Raw genomic sequence first — 26909 nt, 5'->3', positions numbered from 1 at the left:
GGTGGTTGCTCGCGCCCACGCGGCGGGGCCGCATATCGGCACAGTCCCGCGCCCCTTCGGGCGCGAGGCCGTCGGCCGGCGGCAAATCGGTCGACTCCGTTTCGGCCGAGGTGAGATCCTGGATCGCGTATGTCTACGCATCCAGCCCCCGCCCTCGGCTCCCTCGCCGCCCGTCTGACCGAGTTGTCGCTGCGTGACGCGCACCGGCTCGGGCGGCGGCTCGAGGGCGCGCGCAAGATCCGCAAGCCCGAGGCCCGTGACGCCGTACTCGCCGAGATCGGGGGCGAGCTCGACAAGGCAGCGGGCCGGATGGCCGAGCGGCGCCTGCGCGTGCCGGCCGTCACCTATCCCGAACAACTGCCGGTCAGCCAGAAGAAGGACGAGATCGCGGCGGCCATCCGCGATCACCAGGTCGTCATCGTCGCCGGTGAGACCGGTTCCGGGAAGACGACGCAGATCCCCAAGATCTGCCTGGAACTGGGCCGTGGCGTGCGCGGCCTGATCGGGCACACCCAGCCCCGCCGGATCGCCGCCCGTACCGTCGCCGAGCGCGTCGCCGAGGAGCTGCGCACCCCGCTCGGCGAGGCCGTCGGCTGGAAGGTGCGCTTCACCGACCAGGTGAACCCGGACGCCACCTTCATCAAGCTGATGACGGACGGCATCCTGCTCGCCGAGATCCAGACCGACCGCGAGCTGCGCGCCTACGACACGATCATCATCGACGAGGCCCACGAGCGGTCGCTCAACATCGACTTCCTGCTGGGCTATCTCGCCCAGCTGCTGCCCAAGCGGCCCGACCTCAAGGTCGTCATCACCTCGGCGACCATCGATCCCGAGCGCTTCTCCCGGCACTTCGGGAACGCCCCGATCATCGAGGTCAGCGGGCGGACGTACCCCGTGGAGGTGCGCTACCGGCCCCTCCTCGAAGCGGACTCCGAGGACGCCGACCGGGACCAGATCACCGCGATCTGCGACGCGGTCGAGGAGCTTCAGGCCGAGGGCAAGGGCGACATCCTCGTCTTCCTCTCCGGCGAGCGGGAGATCCGCGACACGGCGGACGCGCTGGAGAAGAAGAAATACAGATTCACCGAGGTCCTGCCGCTGTACGCCCGGCTGTCGCACGCCGAGCAGCACCGGGTCTTCCAGCCGCACACCGGCCGCCGGATCGTGCTGGCAACGAACGTCGCCGAGACCTCGCTGACCGTTCCGGGCATCAAGTACGTCATCGACCCCGGCTTCGCCCGGATCAGCCGCTACAGCCACCGCACCAAGGTCCAGCGGCTGCCCATCGAACCGGTCTCGCAGGCCAGCGCCAACCAGCGCAAGGGCCGCTGCGGCCGTACCTCCGACGGCATCTGCATCCGGCTGTACAGCGAGGACGACTTCCTCGCCCGGCCGGAGTTCACCGACGCGGAGATCCTGCGCACCAACCTGGCCTCCGTCATCCTCCAGATGACCGCGGCCGGCCTCGGCGACATCGAGAAGTTCCCCTTCATCGATCCGCCGGACCACCGCAACATCCGCGACGGCGTGCAGCTGCTCCAGGAGCTGGGCGCGCTGAACCCCGCCGAGAAGGACCCGCGCAAGCGGCTCACCGAAACCGGCCGCAAGCTGGCCCAGCTGCCCGTGGACCCGCGCCTGGCGCGCATGGTGCTGGAGGCCGACAAGAACGGCTGCGCCCGCGAGGTCATGGTCATCGCCGCCGCCCTGTCCATCCAGGACCCGCGCGAACGCCCCGCCGACAAGCAGGCGCAGGCCGACCAGCAGCACGCCCGCTTCAAGGACGAGACCAGCGACTTCCTCGCCTACCTCAACCTGTGGCGGTACATCCGCGAGCAGCAGAAGGAGCGCGGCTCCAGCTCGTTCCGGCGGATGTGCAAGCAGGAGTACCTGAACTTCCTGCGCATCCGCGAATGGCAGGACATCTACACCCAGCTGCGGACCGTGGCCAAGCAGATGGGCATCCACCTCGCCGAGGAGGACTCGCCCGCCGACCGCGTGCACGTCTCCCTGCTGGCCGGCCTGCTCTCCCACGTCGGGATGAAGGACGTACGCGAGGGCAACAAGAACGAGTACCTGGGCGCCCGCAACGCCAAGTTCGCGATCTTCCCCGGCTCGGCGCTGTTCAGGAAGCAGCCCAAGTTCGTGATGTCGGCCGAGCTGGTGGAGACCAGCCGGCTGTGGGCGCGGGTCAACGCGAAGATCGAGCCCGAGTGGGTCGAACCGCTCGCCGGGCACCTGCTGAAGCGCACGTACAGCGAGCCGCACTGGGAGAAGGACCAGGCGGCCGTGATGGCGTACGAGAAGGTCACGCTGTACGGCGTGCCGATCGTCGCCCAGCGCAAGGTGAACTACGGCCGGATCGACCCCGAGGTCTCCCGCGAGCTGTTCATCCGCAACGCGCTGGTGGAGGGCGACTGGCGCACCCACCACAAGTTCTACGCCGACAACCGCAAGCTCCTCAGCGAGGTCGAGGAGCTGGAACACCGGGCGCGGCGCCGGGACATCGTGGTGGACGACGAGACGCTGTACGACTTCTACGACCAGCGGATCCCCGAACACGTCGTCTCCGGCGCGCACTTCGACTCCTGGTGGAAGCGCAAGCGGCACGAACAGCCGGACTTGCTGGACTTCGAGCGGGAGATGCTGATCCGGGAGTCCGCGGAGGCGGTCACCAAGGCCGACTACCCGGACAGCTGGCGGCAGGGCGCCCTGAAGTTCCGGGTCACCTACCAGTTCGAGCCGGGCGCGGACGCGGACGGTGTGACCGTGCACATCCCGCTCCAGGTCCTCAACCAGGTCACGGACGAGGGCTTCGACTGGCAGATCCCCGGCCTGCGGGAAGAGGTCGTCACGGAGCTGATCCGGTCCCTGCCCAAGCCGATCCGGCGCCATTACGTGCCCGCGCCGAACTACGCCAAGGCCTTCCTGGAGCGGGCGGTCCCCCTCCAGGAGCCGCTGACCGTGACGATGGCGCGCGAGCTCAAGCGGATGGTCGGGGTGCCGTTCGAGGCGGAGGACTTCGACTGGTCCAGGGTGCCCGAGCATCTCCGGATCACGTTCCGGATCGTCGACGAGCGGCGCCGGAAGCTGGCCGAGGACAAGGACCTCCAGGCGCTGAAGCTGCGGCTGAAGCCGAAGGCGCGCAAGGCCCTCTCCCAGGCCGCGGCGGCGACCGCGTCCCGCGAGGGCGGCCCCGCGCTGGAACGCGAGGGGCTGACCGACTGGACGATCGGCACGCTGAGCCGGGTCTTCGAGACGCGCCGGGCCGGGCAGCCGGTGAAGGCGTACCCGGCGCTGGTGGACGACGGCGACACGGTCTCCGTACGACTCTTCGACACCGAGGCCGAGCAGGCGGAGGCCATGTGGAAGGGCACCCGGCGGCTGATCCTGCGCAACATCCCGGTGAACCCGGCCAAGTTCGCGTCCGAGAAGCTCAGCAACCAGCAGAAGCTCGGGCTGTCCGCGAACCCGCACGGGTCCATCCAGGCCCTGTTCGACGACTGCGCGATGGCCGCGGCGGACAAGCTGATCGGCGACTTCGGCGGCCCCGCGTGGGACGAGGAGTCGTACCGGAAGCTGTACGACAAGGTGCGCGCCGAGATCGTGGACACCACGGTGCGCACGGTCGGGCAGGTGCAGCAGGTGCTGGCCGCGTGGGGGGCCTGTGAGCGGCGTCTGAAGGCCGTCCGCAGCCCGGCGCTGCTCGCGAACCTCACGGACGTCCGCAAGCAGCTGGACGCGCTGGTGAAGCCGGGGTTCGTCACATGGGCGGGGATACGGCGGCTGCCGGATCTGATGCGGTACCTGGTGGCGGCGGACCGGCGGCTCCAGCAGATGCCGGCGAACGTGCAGCGGGACACCACGCGCATGGAGAAGGTCCACGAGATGCAGGACGAGTACGCCTGGCTGCTGGAGCAGCTGCCCAAGGGGCGGCCGGTTCCGCAGCAGGTCCTGGACATCCGCTGGATGCTGGAGGAGCTGCGGGTCAGCTATTTCGCGCACGCGCTGGGCACGGCGTACCCCGTCTCGGACAAGCGGATCACCAAGGCGATCGACGCGCTCGCACCGTAACCGGCCGCTCGCAGGGAGTGAGTTCGACCAGGCGGCCTCACCTCCTGTACAGTCTCATCTCGCAGCACAACGCACCAGGCAAAGTGCCGCGAAACCTGGTCCTGTGGAGCAGTTTGGAGTGCTCGCCACCCTGTCAAGGTGGAGGCCGCGGGTTCAAATCCCGTCAGGACCGCAGTAGAAGTAAGGCCCGCACCCCTTGAGGGACGCGGGCCTTACTTCATGTCCCATCCCGCCACCGCGTCAAGGCGGAGGCCGCCCCGCCCCGTCGCGGCCGCACCGCCTCAACGGCCCCTGAGGGCAACGGCGGCCGGCAAACCCCCGCAGAAGCCCGTCCGAGCCCGTCCGTCTGCCTCTAAGCGCTTCCGGGGGGTTCCTGGTGGCGCGTGGCCTTGACGGGGTCCGTCGGGGTCGGTACCCAAGGGGCAGGGCCCGGTTCAGGGTGGGGTCCCAGGAGGTGGGGCATGGGGACAACGGTCAGGCATGAGACGCGGGCGCTGCTCAGAGCGCACCTCGCGGCCGCCTCGTCGTACGGGCACCTCACCCGGCACTGTCCGATCTGCCACCACCTGCTGCGGCTGGCGATGAGCGCCGGCCCCGCGGAGCGGACCGAGGACCGGCGATCCCGGTCCCGTACGGCGTGACCGGCGCACGCCCTCAACTCCCGTTCGCACAGCGGACACTGGAACCGGTGCTTCCATTAGCTCACCGGCGCCCGAGGCAACAAGTGGCCCGGCATGTGACGGGTGTCACCGCATAAGTTTTCAGGAGTGCGGAACTTACACCCGTCCTACAACGGGTCAATTTAATATGTGCAATTGCACCTCGTACCGAAGTGCGCCCCGAGCAGCCGCCCGGACCCCCACCCCACCCCCGACCAGTGCACAAAACAGATCGCGCTGGACCCGGCGGAGTCCAGCGCGATCGACGACGCACCCTGTGTCGCTTGCCTGCAACGTTCTCTTGGGCTCGGGCGTGGGGCCTGTTGGGGCAGGTCCCGCGTCGCTTGAAGCTAGGGTTTCGGGCGCCTCGGCAGGTTGGGGGGCCCGCCGTTTCGCCCTGTATTCAGTTGTTCCGCTGCTCGGTCAGGCCTCGCTGCGCTGCTGCGGGATGCCCGCGAGCAGAGCGCGGACCTCGGCCTCGCGGTAGCGGCGGTGCCCGCCGAGCGTGCGGATCGACGTGAGCTTGCCGGCCTTCGCCCACCGCGTGACCGTCTTGGGGTCGACGCGGAACATGGTGGCGACCTCAGCCGGGGTCAGCAGCGGCTCGGCATCAGGGGTGCGAGCGGTCATGAGCGGCCTCCTCGGGAGAACCGAACCTTCTCGGTTCTTTCCTCTAAATTCTGCACCTTGACCCGCGTTGCCCGAAATGGCGGACGCGAGTCGAGTCGGTTATAGGACGAACGGCTTGTCCTCGGCACTACAACTACACCATCTGTCCAGCCCGGTCGGCCAAACCGACGGAATTGCCCTCCCAGGTGTCCATCAGCGACGGAAGCCGATGGACCATGCCATAGCGGACAGTCACGCCACCGTGACGATCAGTCACAGAGCGATCAGGAGGCACCAGACCCCCCAAAGCGTGCAATGCGAAGATTCCGCCCATAGTGCACCACACTTGGACGGAAGGAACCCTCCCCGGACTCCTTGTCCTATTTTGGCATGAGGAGGGGGAAGAGGCGCAAGGGCCCCGTACGTGCAGTCCATCACCTTTCGGGCACCCTTGACGCAAACGCCCGGATCAGGTCCGATGCCCCGTCAGGTGAGGGAAGCGCGCTTGACCGTACGCCGTTGAGCACCGTCTCAGCTGTGGCGCGGATCACGTTCCGGCGGTTTCTGTTTGAACGTCAGTTCGCCGAACGCCGGTCCCGCACCGCGCGCCACCGCTCCACCAGCCGCGCGTACGCCTCCGCGGCCGCCTCCTCGTCGCCCCGGCGCAGCGCCTCGATGCCCTCGGCCACGTCCGCCGCCGAGTGGTCGTCCGCCAGCTCGTCGGCCGGCAGCACATGCACCAGACCGCCGTAGTCCAGTTCCACCAGCGAACGCGGATGGAACTCCTCCAGCCAGCGGCCGATGTCCAGCAGGCCGTCGATCAGCGGCCCTTCCGCCACGGCCTCCTTCAGCGTGCGCAGTGCCCTGGCCACCCGGCGCCGGGCCTGCACCATCGGCGTGCGGTAGCGCAGCGCCGGGGGCTCCTCCGCGCTCCCCTTGTCGTACTGCCGCTCCTCGTCCGCGACCAGCACGAACCAGTTCACCGGCACCTGCCAGGTCGCCGTGCGGATCCACGGGCGGGCGTCCGGGTTGCGGCCCAGCCAGCGCTCGTAGTCCAGGGCCGCCTGCCGGCGCACCACCGGCGGCAGCACGGCGTCCAGCACCGGCGGCGGCAGCTCGTCGCCGAGCTCCTCCAGCGCCTGCCAGCCGCGCAGCCGGGTCCGCCAGGGGCATACGCAGACCACCCCCTCGACCTCCAGCACGAAGGCGTCGCCGCTCTCGTGCACCGGCACCGCGATGGGCGGGGTCGGCACCAAGTCGGCCAGGGAGCGGCGCAGTTCGTCCTGGTACGAGGGCCGGTCCGGGCGGCGGGCGTAGCGCGCCCAGTGGTCGCGCTCCGGCTGGGGGAAGGCGCCCAGCGGCTCGTACACGCGCAGGTAGGCGGCATAGGGGACGACCACGGAGGACACCTTCGGCACGCCTGCTCCCTCCCCATCGGACCCGGCTGGAAACACTGCAAATCGTGCCACGGCCAGGGGGCGCGGTGAGCCCGTGCGAGTGATCCTGAACACTGCGCGGACGGCGGCCGGACGCAGGCTCTACGCTCATGCCACCAGCCCCCGCCACCCGTACGGGAGCTGACCCCACTCGCCGCTAGTACACAGGAGTCACCACAGTGACCGACGTAACCGGCGCGCCTGCTGATGTCCTGCACACCCTGTTCCACTCGGAGCAGGGCGGTCATGAGCAGGTCGTGCTCTGCCAGGACCGCGCCAGTGGCCTCAAGGCCGTGATCGCGCTCCACTCCACCGCTCTGGGCCCCGCCCTCGGCGGCACCCGCTTCTACCCGTACGCCACCGAGGCCGAGGCCGTCGCCGACGCGCTCAACCTCGCGCGCGGGATGTCGTACAAGAACGCCATGGCCGGTCTGGACCACGGCGGCGGCAAGGCCGTGATCATCGGCGACCCGGAGCGCGACAAGACCGAGGAACTGCTCCTCGCCTACGGCCGGATGGTCGCCTCCCTCGGCGGGCGCTACGTCACCGCCTGCGACGTCGGCACCTATGTGGCCGACATGGACGTGGTGGCCCGCGAGTGCCGCTGGACCACCGGCCGCTCCCCGGAGAACGGCGGCGCCGGCGACTCCTCGGTGCTGACCTCCTTCGGCGTCTACCAGGGCATGCGCGCCTGCGCCCAGCACCTGTGGGGCGACCCCTCGCTGCGCGACCGCACGGTCGGCGTGGCCGGGGTCGGCAAGGTCGGCCACCACCTGGTGCGCCATCTGCTGGACGAGGGCGCCAAGGTCGTCGTCACCGATGTCCGCCCGGACGCCGTCCAGCGGATCCTCGACCAGTACGAGGGGGTGACGGCGGTCGCCGACACCGACGCGCTGATCCGCGTCGAGGGCCTGGACATCTACGCGCCCTGTGCGCTCGGCGGCGCCCTGAACGACGAGACCGTGCCGGTGCTCACCGCCAAGGTGGTGTGCGGCGCGGCCAACAACCAGCTCGCCCATCCGGGCGTGGAGAAGGACCTCGCCGACCGCGGGATCCTCTACGCGCCGGACTACGTGGTGAACGCGGGCGGGGTCATCCAGGTGGCCGACGAGCTGCACGGCTTCGACTTCGAGCGGTGCAAGGCGAAGGCGGCGAGGATCTTCGACACCACGCTGGCCATATTCGCACGTGCGAAGGAAGACGGGATTCCGCCGGCCGCGGCGGCCGACCGGATCGCCGAGCAGCGGATGGCCGAGGCACGCGCGGGCCACACCGGACGCTGAGCGCCATGCGGAGCATCACAGGGAGCACCACATGGAGCACTGCGGTGAGCACCGCGCGCAGGGCCGCACGCGCATGATTTCGCACACATGAGCGGTACCCGCCGGGGGCGAGTTGGAGAGAACTCTCACTTCCCTCGGCGGGTCGTTCCCCGATAAGTGGTTAAAATCGCCACTGACCAGCGAGGACAGGGCACCTCGAAGGTTCTGTGCACACGCGCGTGCTGCGGGCGACGTACCGTATGGGCGCGGGCTCAGGTACCGTGGAAGCCCTACGGACCGGCCTCTCCATGGAGAGTCCGATCCAGATCATGAACGCGTGTCAGACTCTGGGGCCGTCGAGCCCCGTCACCGAGGGGGTCGAGCCATGGGGCGCGGCCGGGCCAAGGCCAAGCAGACAAAGGTCGCCCGCCAGCTGAAGTACAACAGCGGTGGGACTGACCTGTCACGTCTGGCCAGTGAACTGGGCGCATCAACTTCGAGCCAGCCGCCGAACGGCGAGCCGTTCGAGGACGATGACGATGACGAGGACGACCTTTACTCCCGTTACGCCGACCTCTATGAGGACGACGAGGACGAGGACGAGGGCCCTTCACAACATCGTCGCGGCGCTTGACCTTGCACTGAGCACAAGCCCGGTCGGTGGCACAGCCACCGACCGGCTTCTGTGCTACCCACGAGCGGTTCCCGCGGGCACCACACCGTAGGCGTCAGTTCGCGTAGTCCCCCACCAGCTCGGCGCCGCTCTCCTTGTCGCCGCGCCCGGTGATCTCGCCGGCCACCCAGGCCTCGACGCCCCGGTCGGCCAGCGTCGCGAGGGCCACCTCGGTGGACTCCTCCGGCACGATCGCCATCATGCCGACGCCCATGTTCAGCGTCTTCTCCAGCTCCAGGCGCTCCACGTTCCCGGTCCTGCCGACCAGGTCGAAGATCGCGCCCGGCGTCCAGGTGGTGCGGTCGACCACGGCGTGCAGACCGTCCGGGATCACGCGGGCCAGGTTGGCCGCGAGCCCGCCGCCGGTGATGTGGCTGAAGGCGTGCACATCGGCCGTGCGGGTCAGGGCCAGGCAGTCCAGCGAGTAGATCTTGGTGGGCTCCAGCAGCTCCTCGCCGAGGGTGCGGCCCAGCTCGGCCACCTCCGACTCCAGGGCCAGGCCCGCCGTGTTCAGCAGGACGTGGCGGACCAGGGAGTACCCGTTCGAGTGAAGGCCGGAGGCCGCCATGGCGATCACGGTGTCACCCTTGCGGATGCGATCCGGGCCGAGCAGCCGGTCGGCCTCCACGACGCCCGTACCGGCGCCCGCGACGTCGAAGTCGTCCTCGCCGAGCAGACCCGGATGTTCGGCCGTCTCACCGCCCACCAGGGCGCAGCCGGCCAGCACACAGCCCTCCGCGATGCCCTTGACGATGGCGGCGACCCGCTCGGGGTGGACCTTGCCGACGCAGATGTAGTCGGTCATGAACAGCGGCTCGGCGCCGCACACCACGATGTCGTCCATGACCATGGCGACCAGGTCGTGGCCGATGGTGTCGTAGACGCCCAGGCGGCGGGCGATGTCCACCTTGGTGCCCACGCCGTCGGTGGCGGAGGCGAGCAGGGGGCGCTCGTAGCGCTTGAGGGCGGAGGCGTCGAAGAGTCCGGCGAAGCCGCCGATGCCGCCGAGGACCTCGGGGCGCCGGGTCTTCTTGACCCACTCCTTCATCAGCTCGACGGCGCGGTCGCCCGCCTCGATGTCGACGCCCGCCGCTGCGTAGCTGGCACCAGTTGTCTCAGACATGACTGTGAGAGCTTTCGTGTCGTACTGCGGGGGTGTTACGGGCGACGGATCGCGTCGGCCGCGGCCGTCTCTGCGGGGCCGGCCGCCAGCTCGGTCTCCAGCAGCTGCTTGCCGAGCAGCTCCGGGTCCGGCAGCTCCATCGGGTACTCGCCGTCGAAGCAGGCGCGGCACAGGTTCGGCTTCGCGATGGTGGTCGCGTCGATCATGCCGTCGATGGAGATGTAGGCGAGCGAGTCGGCGCCGAGGCTGGTGCCGATCTCGTCGATCGTCATGCCGTTGGCGATCAGTTCCGCGCGGGTGGCGAAGTCGATGCCGAAGAAGCAGGGCCACTTCACCGGCGGCGAGGAGATGCGGATGTGCACCTCGGCGGCGCCCGCCTCGCGGAGCATGCGCACCAGGGCGCGCTGGGTGTTGCCGCGCACGATCGAGTCGTCCACGACCACCAGGCGCTTGCCCTTGATGACTTCCTTGAGCGGGTTGAGCTTCAGCCGGATGCCCAGCTGGCGGATGGTCTGCGAGGGCTGGATGAAGGTGCGGCCCACGTAGGCGTTCTTGACCAGTCCGGCGCCGAACGGGATGCCCGAGGCCTCCGCGTAGCCGATGGCGGCCGGGGTGCCCGACTCCGGGGTCGCTATCACCAGGTCGGCCTCGACCGGGGCCTCCTTGGCGAGCCGGCGGCCCATCTCCACGCGGGAGAGGTACACGTTCCGGCCGGCGATGTCGGTGTCCGGACGGGCCAGGTACACGTACTCGAAGACACAGCCCTTGGGCTTTGCTTCCGCGAATCGTGAGCTGCGCAGGCCGTTCTCGTCGATGGCGACGAACTCGCCCGGCTCGATCTCGCGGACGAAGCTGGCGCCGCAGATGTCCAGGGCGGCGGACTCGGAGGCGACCACCCAGCCGCGCTCCAGGCGGCCGAGGACCAGCGGGCGGATGCCCTGGGGGTCACGGCCGGCGTAGAGGGTGTGCTCGTCCATGAAGACGAGCGAGAAGGCGCCCCGGACCTTCGGGAGGACCTGCTGCGCGGCCTCCTCGATGGTCAGCGGCTTGCCGTCCTCGTCGACCTGGGCGGCGAGCAGCGCCGTCAGCAGGTCGGTGTCGTTGGTGGCCGCGACCCGGCTGGAGCGGCTGTTGTTCTCGTTCGGGAGTTCGGCGACCATCTCGGCGAGCTGCGCCGTGTTGACCAGGTTGCCGTTGTGGCCGAGCGCGATCGAGCCGTGCGCGGTGGCGCGGAACGTCGGCTGGGCGTTCTCCCAGACGGAGGCACCGGTGGTCGAGTAGCGGGCGTGTCCGACCGCGATATGACCCTGGAGGGAGCCGAGAGAGGTCTCGTCGAAGACCTGGGAGACCAGGCCCATGTCCTTGAAGACGAGGATCTGGGAGCCATTGCTGACCGCGATTCCCGCGGATTCCTGACCCCGGTGCTGGAGGGCGTAGAGCCCGAAGTACGTGAGCTTTGCGACCTCTTCACCCGGAGCCCAGACACCGAAGACGCCACACGCGTCCTGGGGGCCTTTCTCTCCGGGGAGCAGGTCGTGATTGAGTCGACCGTCACCACGTGGCACAGCACCGAGTGTAGGCGAGATCGACCACTGGTCCGAATTGGGGATACGCGGTCGTAACGGCCGACCGGTTTACGGATCATCTTGTCGTTTTCCGCGTCAGCGCAGGTCAGCGCGGCGTGTCCGCCGTCACTCGGGATTTTCGCCGGTCGCCCGCGACGCCCCGCGGGGCGGTTTGGCCGGATGCGTGAGTGAGGTGTCGCACATCATTGTGGCGTGCTGCGGGTGAGGTTGACGTGGTCCCCGTGACTCGTGGTGAGCGTGAGCTTGCCGTGGCCGGGCACGCCGGTGAGCGTCCGGCCGCCGAGCAGCCCGCCGAGCAGCCGCTCGAAGGCCATCCGGGCGGTGTCGCAGGCCATCTTGGTGGTGCGCAGCCGCCCGAAGGTGACGCGGTCGCCGTGCACGGTGGCCGGGGCGCTGAAGCTGTTGCACCCGAGGTTGCCGGCGGCGGTTCCGTCGTCGCGCAGGAGCAGCCGGGCGGCGGCGGGCGCGGGGTGCGTCGCGCCCTGGGCGGTGACGCTCACGACGCGCCATTCGACGCCGGTCAGGGGTTCGTCCGCGGTCACCGCTCCACTGTGCGCGGGCGCAGCGCCACAGGCCACCGCCAGGGGCAGGAGAAGGGCGAGGACAGCGGTCGCTTTCATCCGTTTCATACGGATACGACGGCCGGTCGCCCCCACCGGTTCCCCCGGCTCTCCTCGCTCCCTCAGGACATGACCGGCAGCAGCCCCCCGATGTCGGCCCGCTCCCCGCTCGCGCTGACCTTGGCGTCGTCCACCGCCGTCCGCCAGTCCAGCCGCCCGGTGGCGAGCCGTACCCATGTCAGCGGGTCGGTCTCCACCACGTTGGGCGGGGTGCCGCGGGTGTGCCGGGGCCCCGCCACGCACTGCACCACGGCGTACGGCGGCACGCGCACCTCCGTGGACCCGCCGGGCGCCTTCGCCGCGAGCGCGTCGGCGAGCAGCCGGGTGGTGGCGGCCAGCGCCTGCCGGTCGTACGGCACGTCGAGCCCCGGTACGGCCGCGTTCAGGTCGTCGGTGTGCACGACGAGTTCGACGGCTCGGGTGACCAGGTAGTCGTCCAGGGAGAGGGCGCCGGCGTTGGTCGTCAGCAGCCGGCTGCCGGGGTGCTCGGCGAGCAGACCGCGCAGGGACGCGTCGACGTCCGCGAGGTAGGCGTCGAGGTCGGGATGTTCGGCGGCGAGGTTCCGGGTGAACGCGTCGATGGCCGCGGAGTTGGCGGCGGTGGCGAACGGCCAGTCCAGCAGTACGGCGTCCGCCCTGGCAGGCTCGGGCAGCGCGAGCGCCCGGTGCACGGCCGTCAGCGCCATCCCGATGTGCACGACCAACTCCCGCACGGACCAGCCCGCCAGCCGGGTCTCCCCCGCCAACTGCTCCTCGTCGAGCCCGCGTACGGCGTCCCGCACCGCACCGAACTGACCGAGGACCGCGGCACGGGTCCGGACGGGATCGTAGGTACGGGCGCGCTTCTTGGCCTGGGGCATGGCGGGAGCTTATGCGCACTCACCCGTGTGGGTGAGCACCGGCGGAATCCACGCCGCGCGGCCGGGGACGGGCAACACTGGCTTCCGCCTGGAAGGGGGCGCGGCATGACGGGCAGGGGCGAGGGCACGACTCAGATGTCGGTGGAGGAGTTCGAGACGATCGCCGCCGCCGCTCCCGAGACCGTCACGTTGGAGTTCATCGGCGGGCGGCTCGAAGTCAAGAAGATGGCGGACGGAGATCACGACACCATCGTGACCTGGCTTGCACGGCGCTGTATGCAGGCGAGGCCCGACCTGGACCTGTACCAGGGTCGAGGACTTCAGGTGGAGGCATACGGGGACGGCCGGGCGAGGCCCGATGCGCTGCTCGTACCGGAAGGCCACTTCGCGGGGCACAGTGAGTGGGCCGGACCTGAGGGCGTGCTCATGGTCGTCGAGGTCACCTCGTACGACTCGGACACCGACCGGCGGGACCGGCACGAGAAGCCGACCGCGTACGGGCAATCAGGAATCCCGCTGTATCTCTTGATCGACCGGGACGCCCGCACCGTGACCGTGCACAGCAACCCTGACCGGCAGATCGGTGGCTACCGCGATGTCCACACGGCGAAGTTCGGGGAGAAGGTGCTCGTCCCCGGCCCGATGGACATCGAGCTGGACACGGAGATCCTCAACAACTACGTCCGCTGAACTTTCACGAGAGACCCCCGCCCGGAAACCGAGTCCGGGCGGGGGTCTTCGTGGTCACGCCAGCAGCGAGGGGATCGTGCCCTCGTGGGCCTCGCGCAGGTCGGCCAGGGGGAGGGTGAACTCGCCCTGGACGTCCACCGCGTCGCCGTCCACGACGCCGATGCGGGTGGCCGGCAGGCCGCGCGCGCCGCACATGTCGGTGAAGCGCAGCTCCTCCGAGCGGGGCACGGCCACCAGCGCACGGCCGGCCGACTCGGAGAAGAGGAAGGTGAACGCGTCCAGGCCGTCGGGGACGACGAGGCGCGCGCCCTTCCGGCCCAGCAGCGCCGACTCGACCACGGCCTGGATCAGACCGCCGTCCGACAGGTCGTGCGCGGAGTCGATCATGCCGTCGCGGGAGGCGGAGATCAGGATCTCGCCCAGCAGCCGCTCCCGCTCCAGGTCGACCGCCGGGGGCATGCCGCCCAGGTGGTCGTGGATCACCTGGGACCAGGCCGAGCCGCCGAACTCCTCGCGGGTGTCGCCGAGGAGGTAGAGCAGCTGGCCCTCCTCCTGGAAGGCGACCGGGGTGCGACGGGCGACGTCGTCGATCACGCCGAGGACCGCGACGACCGGCGTCGGGTGGATCGCCGCCTCGCCCGTCTGGTTGTAGAGCGAGACATTGCCGCCGGTCACCGGGGTGCCGAGCTGCCGGCAACCGTCCGCGAGGCCGCGTACCGCCTCCGCGAACTGCCACATCACCGCCGGGTCCTCGGGCGAGCCGAAGTTCAGGCAGTCGGAGACGGCGAGGGGCTTGGCGCCCGTCGTGGCCACGTTCCGGTACGCCTCGGCCAGGGCCAGCTGGGCGCCGGTGTACGGGTCCAGCTTGGCGTAACGGCCGTTGCCGTCCGTCGCGATGGCGACACCGAGGCCGGTCGACTCGTCGATGCGGATCATGCCCGAGTCCTCGGGCTGCGCCAGCACCGTGTTGCCCTGCACGAAGTGGTCGTACTGCTGCGTGATCCACTTCTTGGACGCCTGGTTCGGGGACGCCACCAGCTTCAGGACCTGCTCGCGCAGCTCCTCCGCAGTCGCCGGGCGGGGCAGCTTGCCCGCGTCGTCCGCCTGGAGCTCGTCCTGCCAGGAGGGGCGCGCGTACGGGCGCTCGTAGACCGGGCCGTCGTGCGCGACCGTGCGCGGGTCGACGTCCACGATCTTCTCGCCGTGCCAGAAGATCTCCAGCCGGTCGCCGTCGGTCACCTCGCCGATGACCGTGGCGATGACGTCCCACTTCTCGCAGATCTCCAGGAAGCGCCCGACCTTCGCCGGCTCCACGACCGCGCACATGCGTTCCTGCGACTCGCTCATGAGGATTTCCTCGGGCGAGAGCGTCGAGTCGCGCAGCGGGACGTCGTCCAGGGTCACCCGCATGCCGCCGGAGCCGTTGGACGCCAGCTCGCTGGTGGCGCAGGAGAGTCCGGCCGCGCCCAGGTCCTGGATGCCGACGACCAGCTTCTCCCGGAACGCCTCCAGGGTGCACTCGATGAGGAGCTTCTCCTGGAAGGGGTCGCCGACCTGCACCGCGGGGCGCTTGGAGGGCTTGGCGTCGTCGAAGGTCTCGGACGCGAGGATCGAGGCGCCGCCGATGCCGTCGCCGCCGGTCCGGGCGCCGTACAGGATGACCTGGTTGCCCGCGCCGGAGGCCTTGGCGAGGTGGATGTCCTCGTGCCGCATCACACCGATGGCACCGGCGTTGACCAGCGGGTTGCCCTGGTAGCAAGCGTCGAAGACGACCTCGCCGCCGATGTTGGGCAGGCCCAGGCAGTTGCCGTAGCCGCCGATGCCCGCGACCACGCCCGGCAGGACGCGCTTGGTGTCGGGGTGGTCGGCCGCGCCGAAGCGCAGCGGGTCGACCACCGCGACCGGGCGGGCGCCCATCGCGATGATGTCGCGGACGATGCCGCCGACGCCCGTGGCCGCGCCCTGGTAGGGCTCCACGTACGAGGGGTGGTTGTGCGACTCGACCTTGAAGGTGACCGCGTAGCCCTGGCCGACGTCCACCACGCCGGCGTTCTCGCCGATGCCGACGAGCAGCGCGTCCGACTCGGGCGCCTTCTCGCCGAACTGGCGCAGATGGACCTTGGAGGACTTGTACGAGCAGTGCTCGGACCACATGACCGAGTACATGGCGAGTTCCGCGCCGGTCGGGCGGCGGCCGAGGATCTCCACCACCCGCTCGTACTCGTCCTTCTTCAGGCCGAGTTCGGCCCAGGGCAGCTCGGCGTCGGGGGTCGCGGCCGCGTGCTCGACCGTGTCCAGAGGCGTCCGGCTCATGCGTTGACCAGCTTCTTGAGGATCGAGGTGAAGAAGGGGAGGCCGTCGGTGCGGCCCGAACCGATCAGCGGCTCGACGGCGTGCTCAGGGTGCGGCATCAGGCCGACGACATTGCCCGCCTCGTTGGTGACGCCGGCGATGTCGTTGAGCGAGCCGTTCGGGTTGACGTCCAGGTAGCGGAAGACGACGCGGCCCTCCGCCTCCAGCTTGTCGAGCGTGTACGGGTCGGCGACGTACCGGCCGTCCATGTTCTTCAGCGGGATGTGGATCTCCTGGCCCCGGCGGTAGTCGCCGGTCCAGGCGGTCTCCGCGTTCTCCACCCGCAGCTTCTGGTCGCGGCAGATGAAGTGAAGGTGGTCGTTGCCCAGCATCGCGCCCGGCAGCAGGTGGGCCTCGGTGAGGACCTGGAAGCCGTTGCAGATGCCGAGGACCGGGAGGCCGGCCTTCGCCTGCTCGATGACCGTGTCCATGACCGGCGAGAAACGGGAGATGGCGCCGGCGCGCAGATAGTCGCCGTAGGAGAAACCGCCGGGCAGGACCACGGCGTCGACCTGCTTGAGGTCCTTGTCCTTGTGCCACAGGGCGACCGGTTCGGCGCCCGCGAGACGGATCGCGCGCTGGGTGTCCCGGTCGTCCAGGCTCCCCGGGAAAGTGACGACGCCAATACGAGCGGTCACTTCGCCGCCTCCGCGACTTCCGCGCCCTCTTCCACCTTGACGGTGAAGTCCTCGATCACGGTGTTGGCGAGGAAGGATTCCGCGAGATCGCGGATGCGGGCGAGCGCGGCCTCGTCGACCGGGCCGTCAACTTCCAGTTCGAAACGCTTTCCCTGACGGACGTCCGAGATCCCTTCGAATCCCAGGCGCGGCAGCGCACGCTGGACCGCCTGGCCCTGGGGGTCGAGGATCTCCGGCTTGAGCATGACGTCGACTACGACGCGTGCCACTGGCACTCCCGATGTGTGGTGCTGAGCAGGTTCCTTCAGACTACCCGCACAAAATTTCTACGCGGGTAGAGTTGGAGGAAACTACGTGAGGCGCATCACGATCGGGTGTCGGAGACCGGCGGCCGTGAAAAGTTCTGGGAAAGTTCGACGGGCCGTCCGCAACCCCTATTGCCTTCGGACACGCGGACGGATTTAGTCGGGCTTCACTTTGCATTGCCGGGCACTGTACAAATGAATTGGCAATAGCCGATACTCGGCACGTCAACGCCGGTGAGCTGTATCGACGTGCCGCACGAAGGGACCGATATTCGTGGCGCAAAAGGTCGTGGTCACTCTCTTCGACGACATCGACGGCTCGGAAGCGGCGGAAACGATCGCCTTCGGACTCGACGGCAAGTCGTACGAGATCGACCTGAACGAAACCAACGCCAAGAAACTGCGCAAGGCGCTCGCGCCGTACGTCGAGGCCGGCCGCAAGCGGTCGCGCTCCGGCAAGGCGTACAAGCAGACCGAGGTGGCGCCCGACCCGGCGGCCGTCCGCGCCTGGGCCCAGGCCAACAAGATGGACGTGCCCGCGCGCGGGCGCATCCCCAAGAAGGTCTACGAGGCGTTCAGCAGCGCGCAGTGAGGCGTGACAGGGCCCGCGAAGGGGCGGTCTCCAGGGTCCGTCAGCGGGCCCTGGAGACCGTGCACTTGGGGCCGTACGGGGGTGCCCGGACGGTGTGCGGGCGGCGCGCGGACGGCCGGTGGGGGAGCCGACTTGCGCTACCCCCCTGCTGATCAGCTAATGTCTGAGACACGCCGAGGGGCGAGGCCGAAAGGCCGAAACCCCGAGGATCGTGCGGGTGTAGTTCAGTAGTAGAACATCCCCCTTCCAGGGGGAAGGCGCAGTGTGCGATTCCTGTCACCCGCTCTGGCACCGGCCGTCCGGACCACTCTTGTGGATCAGGTAGGCTGGTGCTCGCACCGATCGGTGGGAGCCGATCGGCAGCAGTGCGGACGTAGCTCAGTTGGTAGAGCGCAACCTTGCCAAGGTTGAGGTCGCGAGTTCGAGCCTCGTCGTCCGCTCCAAGGGAAAGCCCCGGTCTTCGCGACCGGGGTTTTTTCGTGCGCCGGGAAGTGGCATCGGAACCCCGCTGACATTTGTCATGCCGGCCGATGACATCCCGCACTGCCGGCCGCCCCCGCCCGCCGGGACGCTGAAGGCATGGACATCCCAGGGCACGATCGCGTGATCGAGGTCAGCGGCCTCACACGTGCCTACCGCGGCGGATTCGAGGCCGTGCGCTCAATCGGCTTCTCCGTGGCGCGCGGGGAGATCTTCGCGCTGCTCGGCACCAATGGCGCGGGCAAGACCTCCACCATGGAACTCCTCGAAGGGCTCGCCGCGCCGACCCGCGGCGAGATCAGGGTCCTCGGCCGTGATCCCTACCGCGAACGGGCCGCCGTACGCCCCCTAACCGGCGTACTGCTCCAGGAGGGCGGCTTCCCCGCCGAGCTGACCGTCGCCGAGACGGTCCGGATGTGGGCGGGCTGCACCAGCGGGGCGCGCCCCGGCGACCGGGTGCTGGCGCGGGTGGGACTCGACGACCGGCGCGGGGTGCGGGTCAAGCAGCTGTCCGGCGGCGAACGGCGCCGCCTCGACCTCGCGCTCGCCCTGCTCGGCGACCCCGAGGTGCTCTTTCTGGACGAGCCGACGACCGGTCTGGACGCCGAAGGCCGCCGCGACACCTGGGAGTTGGTGCGCGCGCTGCGCGACGCCGGTACGACCGTGCTGCTCACCACGCACTACCTGGAGGAGGCCGAGAACCTGGCCGACCGGCTCGCCATCCTGCACGCCGGCCGGATCGCGGCCGCCGGCACCCCGGCCGAGGTCACCGCGGGGCGCCCGTCCCGGATGTCGTTCCGGCTCCCGGAGGGCTACCTGCCCGGCGATCTGCCCCCGCCGGCCGCGCTCGGCGTCTGCGGCCACGCGCACGAGGGCCGGACCGTGCGCCTGAGCACCACCGACCCCCAGCGGACCGCGACCGGCGTCCTCGCCTGCGGCCTACGCGGTTACCGCGAGGCCGACCTAGGCGCCGAACTCGCGGGCGCGCGGGGTGTGTTGGAGGCCGCCGGGATCGAGTGCGAGGTGCGCGCGGCGCCGGCCGGGCTGCCCGCCGGGGTGCAGTCGGCGCTCGGCTGGGTGGTGCGGGAGGCGACCACCAATGTGCTGCGGCACGGGGACGCGCGGCGGTGTGCGGTGGGGCTGGCGGTGCGCGAGGGGCGGGCGGTGCTGATGGTGGAGAACGACGGGGTGCCGGCCGGCGGAGCCGACACCGGTGGCGGGTCGGGGCTCGCCGGGCTGCGGGAGCGGCTCGCGGTGGTGGCCGGGACGCTGACGGTGGAGAACGACGGGGCGCCGGCCGACGGAGCGGACACCGGTGGCGGGTCGGGGCTCGCCGGGCTGCGGGAGCGGCTCGCGGTGGTGGCCGGGACGCTGACGGCCGGGGCCGCGGGCGGGGACCGGTTGCGGCTGGTGGCCGAGGTGCCGCTGCCGGCGGGGGCGCCACGCGAGGCGCGGGAAGTGAGTGACGTCACGTCATGAGTGATCCGGTACGGCTGCTGCTCGCCGACGACGAGCACCTGATCCGGGGCGCGCTGGCCGCCCTGCTCTCGCTGGAGGACGCTCTGCTGGTGGTCGCGGAGGCCGCCACCGGCCCCGAGGCGCTGGCGATGGCGCGGGCGCACGCGCCCGATGTGGCGGTGCTGGATCCCCAGATGCCGGGCGCGGACGGTGTGAGGGTCGCCACATCCCTGCGGGCCGAACTGCCCGGCTGCCAGGTGCTGATCGTCACCGGGCACGGGCGGCCGGGGCATCTGAAGCGGGCGCTCGCGGCGGGGGTGCGCGGGTTCGTGCCGAAGACGGTCAGCGCGCGGCGGCTGGCCGAGATCATCCGGACCGTGCACGCCGGAAGCCGTTATCTGGACCCGGAATTGGCCGCCGACGCGATCGCCGCCGGGGACTCCCCGCTGACCGCGCGGGAGGCGGAGGTGCTGGAGCTGGCCGCCGACGGGGCGCCGGTCGCGGAGATCGCCGAGCGGGCCGCGCTGTCCCCCGGCACCGTGCGCAACTACCTCTCCTCGGCCGTCACCAAGCTCGGCGCCGAGAACCGGCATACGGCGGTGCGTCTCGCGCGCGAGCGGGGTTGGGTATAGTAGCTGTCGCGCCACGGCGCACTGCGGACGTAGCTCAGTTGGTAGAGCGCAACCTTGCCAAGGTTGAGGTCGCGAGTTCGAGCCTCGTCGTCCGCTCCGCAGAGAAGGCCCCGGTCCACTGGACCGGGGCCTTCTTCGTGTCTCTAGGACCAGCTGGTGCCGGTCAGACGCTCGTACGCCTCCAGGTACTTGGCGCGGGTGCGCTCCACCACCTCGTGCGGCAGCGGCGGCGGGGGCTGCTCGCTCCTGCGGTCCCAGCCGGACTCCGGGGAGGTCAGCCAGTCGCGCACGAACTGCTTGTCGTACGACGGCTGCGCCCGCCCCGGCTGCCACTGGTCGGCCGGCCAGAAGCGGGAGGAGTCCGGGGTGAGCACCTCGTCGGCGAGGACGAGCGTGTCCCCGTCGTAGCCGAACTCGAACTTGGTGTCCGCGAGGATGATGCCCCGCTCGCGGGCGATGTCGCGGGCCCGCGAGTAGACGGCGAGGGTGGCCTGGCGCAGCCGGGCGGCGGTGTCCGCGCCGACCTGGCGGGCGACCTCCTCGTAGGACACGTTCTCGTCGTGCTCGCCGACCTCGGCCTTGGTGGCCGGGGTGAAGATCGGGGCGGGCAGCTCGGAGCCGTCGACGAGGCCCTCGGGGAGGGCGAGGCCGCACACGGTCCGGGACTCGCCGTACTCCGCCAGGCCCGAACCGGTGAGGTAGCCGCGGGCCACGCACTCGACCGGGACCATCCTCAGCGACCTGCAGATCAGGGTCCGGCCCGCCCAGTCGGCGGGGGCGCCCGCGGGCAGTTCCTCGGAGATCACATGGTTCGGGGCCAGGTCGCGCAGCTGGTCGAACCACCACAGGGAGAGCCGGGTGAGGACCCGGCCCTTGTCGGGGATTTCCGTGGGCAGCACCCAGTCGTAGGCGGAGATGCGGTCGCTGGCGACCATCACGAGGTCGCCCGCCTCGTTCCGGTACAGGTCCCGCACCTTTCCGGTGTGCAGGTGCACCAGGCCCGGAACCTGGATCGGCTCGGGCTTTTCTACGAATCCGGACACGGTTCCTCCCCGTGGTTCTGTCCAACTGCCTCGATTCTCCCTTACGGGGGTGTCCGGTTCCGGCCAGGGGTCGGCCGGGGTCCTGTCGGGCCCGGTCGCCGGCTCCTCAGTCGCGTTTGCAGATGCGGTCCAGGAGGTTGGCCGTGGCCCGCTGGATACGGGGGTCCACATGGCCGGGGCGGTCCAGGGCCGGGGACCAGGCGAAGGTGCCGGAGGCGAACACCCAGGCGCCGGACGGGGCCCGGTACAGGGAGGTCTCCTGGTGGCGCGGGGTGCCGCCGGCGTCGGTGTAGGGGGAGTGGGCGAGCAGGATGCGCTCGTCGTGGGCGGGCAGCGCGGTGCGCGGGAAGTACCGGTCGGCCTCGCCCGCGACCAGGCCGGGGATCTCGTCGCCCTCGTACGCCCCGGTGGCCTCCCACAGCCAGTGGCCCGCGTTGCGCACGATCAGCGGGCACGGTTCGGGCACCCGGCCCGCGTACTGGATGCCGATCAGCTCCTGTTCGGGGCGGTCGATCTCCCGCCACAGCACCGGCTTGCCGGGGCCCTTGCGCTTGCGGCAGGTCAGCAGCCGGTCCGGCGTCCCGGACGGCGAGGGCCCCAACTCGACCTGCCAGTACATGGTGTTGGCGGAGAGGAAGACCAGCGAGGTGCCGTGGTCTCGGGCCCGCTCGGCGGCGCGGCGCATGGGCCCCGTCCAGTACTCGTCGTGGCCGGGGAAGATCAGGCCCCGGTAGCGGGTGGGGTCCACCCGGCCGGCGTGCAGATCGCGGGCGTCGGCGTAGGCGAGGTCGTAGCCGTAGCGCTCGGCCCAGCGGATGACGTCGTAGGCGTGCCCGACGTGCAGCGGCAGGCCCGCGCCCGCGTACGGCCGGTCGAAGGAGACCGTGGTCGCCGCGTCGGCCTCGCCGAGCAGCGCGCCCTGTTCGTCCCAGGCGTGGTAGAGGCTGGCGCCGGTGTGCCCGTCCTCCGGGTACAGGTTGTACGCCTGCCACGTCACGTCGGGCAGCAGCAGGAGCAGATCGGCCGGGCGGTCGTCGCGGACCGTGAACGGCACGTGGGAGCGGTAGCCGTCGGCGGTGGTCAGCACGGCCACATAGGCGCCGATGCTCCAGTGGGAGGGCACCTGGAGGCGCCAGGACAGCCACCAGTGGTGGCAGGAGACCGTGCGGTCGGCGGCCAGCGGCGGGGGCTGCACGATGCCGGACAGCCGGGGGCTGGTGGTGATCTTGGCGGCGCCGTCGCCCGCGTAGTGGCCGATCCGGTAGATGTCGACGGAGAACTCCTGCGGCGGGTCGACCGTGATGTGGAAGTCGATCGCCTCGCCGGGCGCGACCGCGCCGGTGGCGGTGAAGCCCTTGATCTGGCGGTGCACGTCGTCGGCGGAGCGGGGGCCGCCCGGTGTGGTGCGCGGCGCGGGAATGCGCACATCACCGCGGGTGTGCTGCTGGGGCACGGCGTCCACGTACCAGGGCACGACGTGGCCGGTGTCGTCGAAGTACGTCTCGCTGCCGCGCAGCCAGGGCACGGGGCCCAGGCCGAAGGGATCCGTGACGGCGTGCGCGATCGCTCCGGACTCCCAGCGGCGGATGTGGTCCGAGGCCATGGTCGCTCCCCTCCCCGAGCCCCCCGATTCCTGTGGTGGGTGGTGCTCGCGGTGCTCGGCCGTGCTGTCGTATGTCGCATGCCTTTGCCAGGTGCGTGATGGGTACCAGCACATCACATAACGCACGGGCTCGGTCACTATTCGTTGCGAATTGACCTGAAGTGGAAGCTGGGGCTCCCGTTGAGCGAGGCGGCTCGGCTGTCAGACGAGGCGTATCGGCTTCTCGGGGCGTATCCCCGCGGCGGCCAGCCAGTCGCGCAGCGGGCCCGGATCGCCCTCCTCGATCAGGCTCAGCACGCGGGGGGTCAGGTCGGCCACCCGCTCGCCGTGCAGCAGCAGGGAGGGGCCGTCCAGCCAGTCCAGCGCCGGGACCGCGCCCGCGGTGTCGACGGCGGCGCAGCACACCATCGCCGTGACGTGGTCGGTCAGGAGTTCGCGGGCGGTGCGCGGGGGCTGGAGGGGGACGAGGGGCAGCGCGCCGCCGTCCCACAGGGTGCTGGGCGGGCTCTGGCCCGCGGCGGTGGCGCCCCGCGGCACGGCGCTCTCCTCACGGGCCACCTCGGCGCTGAGACCGGCGGCGAGGGCGGCGCTGCGTTCGGTGCCGGGGTCGTCCTCGTCGGGATCGGCGTCGGGATCGGTCACGGGTCCGGCGCCGGGGGTGGGGGTGGGGGTGGGTGTGGCGTCGGGGGTGGGGGGTGCGTCGGGAGCGTCGAGCAGGTCGTCGGCCGCCGGGAGGGCCGGGCGGGGGTCCTGGGCCGGGCGGCTGGCCGGGGCGGGGTGCGCGGGGACGAGGGCGGTTCCGGGGGCGGTCGTCGCCGGGTCGCCGGGGCAGCCGGGGGTGTCGGGTACGGCGGACTCGCCGGGGGCGGTCGTCGCCGGGTCGCCGGGCTCGCGGGGGGAGTCGGTGGCGCCGGGGGTGTCGGTCTCGCCGGGGGCGTCGGCGGGGGCCGTGGGCTCGGCGAGGTGGTCCAGGATCCGGGCCAGGGTGGGGGCGGCGGTGTGCCGCGCGGGGCGGGCGGCGAGGGAGTCCAGGACGCGGTGCAGCCGGGCCGCGTCGGCGCGCCAGGTGCGGTCCACGACCTCCTCCGGGTACGACTGCCAGTCCACCGGCGCCCACTCGGCGCGGGGTCCGGCGGGGCCGCCGTGGAAGAGGCGCGCGGCGAGCAGCGAGGTGGCTTCGTCCACGCTGCCGGGCTCCTCCAGCAGATCGCAGGCGGGCCGCTCGCCGAGGCGGGAGGTGAAGCCCTCGGCCAGCCGGTCGCGCCGGGACAGCTCGGTGAGCGCAGCCACCACGCCCGCGTCCAGCCGGGAGGGCCAGCGGCCCATCCGCCAGGCGGGCAGGGCGACTCGGGTCAGCAGCCGGTCCCAGCCCGCGTACGCGAGGCCGACCTGTTCCTGGGCGACGATCCGCAGTCCGTAGTCCACCGACTGCGCCCGCTCGGCGGCCGCCGCGGCGACCCCGCGCTCCAGCTGCGCGGCGTGCTCACGGCAGGCGCCCAGCAGCAGCCGGGCCACCCGGCCGAGGACCGCGCGCGCCCCGCGGGCCAGCGGCCCCCGGCCCGGCGTGGCGGCGATGGCCAGGGTGGCGTCGAGCCCGCGCACGAAGCGCCGGGCGGCGGCTATGTCGGGGTGGGCCGAGGGGCCCGTACCGGCCACGACCGGGGCGATGACCGCGCGCAGCTCGCCGACCCGCATCCACCACAGGAACGGGGAGCCGATGACGAGGACCGGCGCGACGGGGGCCCGGCGGGGGCGGCGCCCCTCACCCGGTATGTCCGTCTCACCGGGGGCCGGCCGTGCGGGCGGGCCGTGCGCCGCGTGCGTCCGGTCCTCCAGCCAGCTGTCGCAGTCGGGGGTGAGGGCTATGGCGGAGGGCGCCGGGACGTCCAGCCGCTCGGCGAGGTCGCGGACCATTCGGTACAGGTCCGGGGCGGACTCCTCGGCGACCGGGACCGTGGGGCTCATGGCGGGGCGGGCGCGGGTGAGGACCAGGGCGATGCCGGCGGTGGCCAGCAGGACGAGGACCGCGAGGACGCCCACGGCCCAGCGGGCGGTGTCCCAGCCGGGACCGACCAGATGGCCCGTGGCCGCGCCGGCCAGCAGGATCACCTCCGCGGCCGCGGGCAGCACGGCCACGCCCAGGGCCCGGCCCCGGACCCGCAACACCGCGAGGGCCCGAGAGCGCGCGGCCTGCGCGCCCGCTTCCACACCGATTCCGCTCACGTGCCGACCTCACCCCCTCCCCTGCCGATGCCGTGCTGTGCTGGTGCTGCTCACTCCCCCACTGTGGCATCCGCCACTGACAACGCAATGCCGGTGGGCCAAGTGCGCAATGCCGGTGCGCCAAGTGCGTACGGCCGGTCCGCCAAGCGCCGGAACGCTTGCGCGGCACCCTAGTTGCGGCCCCGGCCCACGTCAGCAGGATGGACGATTGCTCACTCGATGGAATGGCTTTGGTCAGAGCTGGGTGACAGACAGCAAAGATCAGGCCCCGGATCGCCGGTCCGGGGCCTGCGGGGGTGAAACAGGAGATGGGAGGCGTCGGAGCGGCGCTCAGAGCGCCCCGGCGGCCGCCTTCGCCGCGATGTCCGTGCGGTGCTGCGCGCCGTCGAGCCGGATCCGGCCCACCGCCCGGTACGCCCGCTCGCGCGCCTCGGTCAGGTCCTTGCCGGTGGCGGTGACGGACAGCACGCGACCGCCCGCGCTGACGACCGCGTCGCCGTCCTGCCGGGTGCCGGCGTGCAGCACGTAGGCGTGCGGGGCGTCCTCGGCGGCGACCTCGGCCAGTCCGGTGATCGGGTCGCCGGTGCGCGGGGTGCCGGGGTAGTTGTGGGAGGCGACGACGACGGTGACGGCCGCGTCCTCGCTCCAGCGCAGCGGCGGCAGGTCGGCGAGGTTGCCGGTGGCGGCGGCCATCAGCAGCCCGGCCAGCGGGGTCTTCAGCCGGGCCAGCACGACCTGGGTCTCGGGGTCGCCGAAGCGGGCGTTGAACTCGATGACCCGCACGCCCCGGCTGGTGATCGCGAGACCGGCGTAGAGCAGCCCGGAGAACGGCGTACCGCGGCGCCGCAGTTCGTCCACCGTCGGCTGGAGCACGGTGTGCAGCACCTCCTCGACCAGCTTCGGGTCGGCCCACGGCAGCGGCGAATAGGCGCCCATGCCGCCGGTGTTGGGACCCTCGTCGCCGTCCAGGGCGCGCTTGAAGTCCTGTGCGGGCTGGAGCGGTACGACGGTCTCGCCGTCGGTGACCGCGAACAGGGACACCTCGGGGCCGTCGAGGAACTCCTCGATCACCACGCGCTCGCAGGTGGCCGCGTGCGCCGTGGCGGCGGCCGGGTCGGAGGTGACGACGACGCCCTTGCCGGCGGCGAGTCCGTCGTCCTTGACGACGTAGGGGGCGCCGAAGGCGTCGAGCGCGTGGGCGACCTCCTCGGCGGTGGTGCAGACGTACGACCGGGCGGTCGGTACCCCGGCCGAGGCCATGACGTCCTTGGCGAACGCCTTGGACCCCTCCAGCAGGGCGGCCTCGCCGGACGGACCGAACACCGGGATGCCGGCGGCGCGCACGGTGTCGGCGACGCCGGCGACCAGGGGGGCCTCCGGGCCGACGACGACCAGCTCGGCACCGAGGCGCTGCGCCAGGGCGGTCACCGCGGCGCCGTCGAGGGCGTCGACCTCGTGCAGCTCGGCGACCTCGGCGATGCCGGCGTTGCCGGGGGCGCAGTGCAGCGCGGTGACGTCGGGATCGAGGGACAGGGAGCGGCACAGGGCGTGTTCGCGGGCGCCGCTGCCGATGACGAGGACGTTCACGGGGTCAGCCTAATGGCAAGGTTGCCGAAGGCTGGGGGTCGGGGAAGTCGTATGTTCCTACAGGGGGGTGGGGTGGGGTGGGCAAGGTCGGCTCCGGTTGTTCGTCGGGTGCGGCTTGGCGGGTGCGGCGGGTCGTCGGGGGCGGCTCGGCAGGTGCGGCCGGTTGTCGGGTGCGGGGCCGTCGTGGCTGGTCGCGCAGTTCCCCGCGCCCCTAGGCAGTTGCCAGGGGGCGTCGGCTTCGAAGGGCCGGCAGATTGCGGCGGCTTGGCGGATGCGGCCCGTTGTCGGGTGCGCCGCCGTCGTGGTTGATCGCGCAGTTCCCCGCGCCCCTAGGCAGTTGCCAGGGGGCGTCGGCTTCGAAGGGCCGGCAGATTGCGGCGGCTTGGCGGATGCGGCCCGTTGTC

Annotated in this window: 20 protein-coding genes, 4 tRNA genes and 1 pseudogene; 12 read left to right on the top strand and 13 right to left on the bottom strand. The window is 71.3% G+C overall.

Annotation, left to right across the window (positions count from 1 at the left end):
• The first annotated feature begins 129 nt into the window (after positions 1–129).
• From hrpA to AC069R_RS28290, 3 genes are all read left to right on the top strand, one after another.
• The gene (hrpA, locus tag AC069R_RS28300; protein WP_478769609.1) at positions 130–4074 is read left to right on the top strand and encodes an ATP-dependent RNA helicase HrpA; all 3945 of its coding nucleotides are present in this window, start codon (positions 130–132) and stop codon (positions 4072–4074) included.
• A 97-nt stretch (positions 4075–4171) separates the two neighbouring features.
• A tRNA-Asp gene (locus AC069R_RS28295) sits at positions 4172–4246 on the top strand.
• Positions 4247–4535: 289 nt separating this feature from the next.
• A complete protein-coding gene (locus AC069R_RS28290) occupies positions 4536–4715 on the top strand; it encodes a DUF6274 family protein (RefSeq protein WP_478769608.1) in 180 nt (59 codons plus the stop codon).
• A gap of 441 nt (positions 4716–5156) precedes the next feature.
• Here the strand turns inward: AC069R_RS28290 and bldC are convergent, their stop codons facing one another.
• Together bldC and AC069R_RS28280 are read right to left on the bottom strand one after the other, a co-directional pair.
• Positions 5157–5363, bottom strand: a complete 207-nt coding sequence (gene bldC / locus AC069R_RS28285; protein WP_003949541.1) for a developmental transcriptional regulator BldC — start codon at positions 5361–5363, stop codon at positions 5157–5159.
• Between the two features lie 554 nt (positions 5364–5917).
• The gene (locus tag AC069R_RS28280; protein ID WP_478769607.1) at positions 5918–6760 is read right to left on the bottom strand and encodes a DUF8083 family protein; all 843 of its coding nucleotides are present in this window, start codon (positions 6758–6760) and stop codon (positions 5918–5920) included.
• Between the two features lie 197 nt (positions 6761–6957).
• On the opposite strand from AC069R_RS28280, the gene AC069R_RS28275 reads away from it, so the two are divergent.
• Positions 6958–8061, top strand: a complete 1104-nt coding sequence (locus AC069R_RS28275) for a Leu/Phe/Val dehydrogenase (RefSeq protein WP_478769606.1) — start codon at positions 6958–6960, stop codon at positions 8059–8061.
• 364 nt (positions 8062–8425) lie between these two features.
• Positions 8426–8674: a DUF3073 domain-containing protein gene (locus tag AC069R_RS28270; protein ID WP_397985182.1), complete on the top strand. Its 249-nt coding sequence runs from the start codon at positions 8426–8428 to the stop codon at positions 8672–8674.
• Between the two features lie 94 nt (positions 8675–8768).
• Here AC069R_RS28270 and purM read toward each other — a convergent pair whose 3' ends face one another.
• From purM to AC069R_RS28250, 4 genes are all read right to left on the bottom strand, one after another.
• Positions 8769–9836, bottom strand: a complete 1068-nt coding sequence (gene purM, locus AC069R_RS28265) for a phosphoribosylformylglycinamidine cyclo-ligase (RefSeq protein WP_478769605.1) — start codon at positions 9834–9836, stop codon at positions 8769–8771.
• Positions 9837–9871: 35 nt separating this feature from the next.
• Complete coding sequence (purF, locus tag AC069R_RS28260; protein WP_397985180.1) at positions 9872–11401, bottom strand: amidophosphoribosyltransferase; 1530 nt, start codon at positions 11399–11401, stop codon at positions 9872–9874.
• Positions 11402–11604: 203 nt separating this feature from the next.
• Positions 11605–11964, bottom strand: a complete 360-nt coding sequence (locus tag AC069R_RS28255) for an META domain-containing protein (protein WP_478769604.1) — start codon at positions 11962–11964, stop codon at positions 11605–11607.
• A gap of 140 nt (positions 11965–12104) precedes the next feature.
• Positions 12105–12902 (bottom strand): maleylpyruvate isomerase family mycothiol-dependent enzyme, encoded by a 798-nt coding sequence (locus AC069R_RS28250; protein ID WP_478769603.1) that lies wholly within the window; start codon positions 12900–12902, stop codon positions 12105–12107.
• 105 nt (positions 12903–13007) lie between these two features.
• Between AC069R_RS28250 and AC069R_RS28245 the strand changes: the two genes are divergently transcribed.
• Complete coding sequence (locus AC069R_RS28245) at positions 13008–13592, top strand: Uma2 family endonuclease (protein ID WP_478769602.1); 585 nt, start codon at positions 13008–13010, stop codon at positions 13590–13592.
• A gap of 54 nt (positions 13593–13646) precedes the next feature.
• Here the strand turns inward: AC069R_RS28245 and purL are convergent, their stop codons facing one another.
• From purL to purS, 3 genes are read right to left on the bottom strand one after another with little or no spacing between them, the layout of a single operon-like run.
• Positions 13647–15905, bottom strand: coding sequence for a phosphoribosylformylglycinamidine synthase subunit PurL (gene purL / locus AC069R_RS28240; RefSeq protein ID WP_478769601.1), 2259 nt, complete (start codon positions 15903–15905; stop codon positions 13647–13649).
• Positions 15902–16582 carry a phosphoribosylformylglycinamidine synthase subunit PurQ gene (purQ, locus tag AC069R_RS28235; protein WP_397985176.1) on the bottom strand — a complete coding sequence of 227 codons (681 nt, stop codon included), beginning with the start codon at positions 16580–16582 and terminating at the stop codon, positions 15902–15904. Before purQ ends, purL begins: the two co-directional genes overlap by 4 nt.
• Positions 16579–16851 carry a phosphoribosylformylglycinamidine synthase subunit PurS gene (gene purS / locus AC069R_RS28230; protein WP_037650676.1) on the bottom strand — a complete coding sequence of 91 codons (273 nt, stop codon included), beginning with the start codon at positions 16849–16851 and terminating at the stop codon, positions 16579–16581. The genes purQ and purS overlap by 4 nt, the downstream gene beginning before the upstream one ends.
• Positions 16852–17161: 310 nt before the next feature.
• Here purS and AC069R_RS28225 point away from each other — a divergent pair, with 310 nt between their 5' ends.
• From AC069R_RS28225 to AC069R_RS28200, 6 genes and pseudogenes are all read left to right on the top strand, one after another.
• The gene (locus AC069R_RS28225) at positions 17162–17479 is read left to right on the top strand and encodes a histone-like nucleoid-structuring protein Lsr2 (protein WP_145488531.1); all 318 of its coding nucleotides are present in this window, start codon (positions 17162–17164) and stop codon (positions 17477–17479) included.
• A gap of 213 nt (positions 17480–17692) precedes the next feature.
• A tRNA-Gly gene (locus AC069R_RS28220) sits at positions 17693–17764 on the top strand.
• An 82-nt stretch (positions 17765–17846) separates the two neighbouring features.
• Positions 17847–17922: transfer RNA gene (locus AC069R_RS28215), tRNA-Gly, on the top strand.
• 136 nt (positions 17923–18058) lie between these two features.
• Positions 18059–18889 (top strand): annotated as a pseudogene (locus AC069R_RS28210) (ABC transporter ATP-binding protein); the annotation flags it as partial.
• A 545-nt stretch (positions 18890–19434) separates the two neighbouring features.
• On the top strand, positions 19435–20049 hold the full coding sequence (locus AC069R_RS28205) for a response regulator (RefSeq protein WP_478769600.1): 615 nt from the start codon (positions 19435–19437) through the stop codon (positions 20047–20049).
• Between the two features lie 23 nt (positions 20050–20072).
• Positions 20073–20145: transfer RNA gene (locus AC069R_RS28200), tRNA-Gly, on the top strand.
• A 47-nt stretch (positions 20146–20192) separates the two neighbouring features.
• On the opposite strand, the gene AC069R_RS28195 is transcribed toward AC069R_RS28200, so the two are convergent.
• The 4 genes from AC069R_RS28195 to purD form a co-directional block, all read right to left on the bottom strand.
• Positions 20193–21092, bottom strand: coding sequence for a phosphoribosylaminoimidazolesuccinocarboxamide synthase (locus AC069R_RS28195; protein ID WP_478769599.1), 900 nt, complete (start codon positions 21090–21092; stop codon positions 20193–20195).
• Positions 21093–21198: 106 nt separating this feature from the next.
• Complete coding sequence (locus AC069R_RS28190; protein ID WP_478769598.1) at positions 21199–22695, bottom strand: N,N-dimethylformamidase beta subunit family domain-containing protein; 1497 nt, start codon at positions 22693–22695, stop codon at positions 21199–21201.
• A gap of 201 nt (positions 22696–22896) precedes the next feature.
• Entirely contained in the window at positions 22897–24918 is a 2022-nt protein-coding gene (locus AC069R_RS28185; RefSeq protein ID WP_478769597.1) for a hypothetical protein, read from the bottom strand.
• A 330-nt stretch (positions 24919–25248) separates the two neighbouring features.
• The gene (gene purD / locus AC069R_RS28180; RefSeq protein ID WP_478769596.1) at positions 25249–26505 is read right to left on the bottom strand and encodes a phosphoribosylamine--glycine ligase; all 1257 of its coding nucleotides are present in this window, start codon (positions 26503–26505) and stop codon (positions 25249–25251) included.
• Positions 26506–26909 lie beyond the last annotated feature (404 nt).

It is taken from the genome of Streptomyces sp. NPDC043952 (genome assembly GCF_056435325.1).
Note: the sequence above shows the minus strand (reverse complement) of the source record. Positions and strands in the feature narration are given on the sequence as shown.

Excerpts from the sequence above, each read along its gene's own strand:
- AC069R_RS28250 (WP_478769603.1), bottom strand. The coding sequence starts at position 12,902 with ATGCCCCAGGCCAAGAAGCGCGCCCGTACCTACGATCCCGTCCGGACC.
- bldC (WP_003949541.1), bottom strand. The coding sequence starts at position 5,363 with ATGACCGCTCGCACCCCTGATGCCGAGCCGCTGCTGACCCCGGCTGAG.
- AC069R_RS28270 (WP_397985182.1), top strand. The coding sequence starts at position 8,426 with ATGGGGCGCGGCCGGGCCAAGGCCAAGCAGACAAAGGTCGCCCGCCAG.
- AC069R_RS28245 (WP_478769602.1), top strand. The coding sequence starts at position 13,008 with ATGACGGGCAGGGGCGAGGGCACGACTCAGATGTCGGTGGAGGAGTTC.
- purL (WP_478769601.1), bottom strand. The coding sequence starts at position 15,905 with ATGAGCCGGACGCCTCTGGACACGGTCGAGCACGCGGCCGCGACCCCC.
- hrpA (WP_478769609.1), top strand. The coding sequence starts at position 130 with ATGTCTACGCATCCAGCCCCCGCCCTCGGCTCCCTCGCCGCCCGTCTG.
- purM (WP_478769605.1), bottom strand. The coding sequence starts at position 9,836 with ATGTCTGAGACAACTGGTGCCAGCTACGCAGCGGCGGGCGTCGACATC.
- AC069R_RS28290 (WP_478769608.1), top strand. The coding sequence starts at position 4,536 with ATGGGGACAACGGTCAGGCATGAGACGCGGGCGCTGCTCAGAGCGCAC.
- AC069R_RS28205 (WP_478769600.1), top strand. The coding sequence starts at position 19,435 with ATGAGTGATCCGGTACGGCTGCTGCTCGCCGACGACGAGCACCTGATC.
- AC069R_RS28190 (WP_478769598.1), bottom strand. The coding sequence starts at position 22,695 with ATGGCCTCGGACCACATCCGCCGCTGGGAGTCCGGAGCGATCGCGCAC.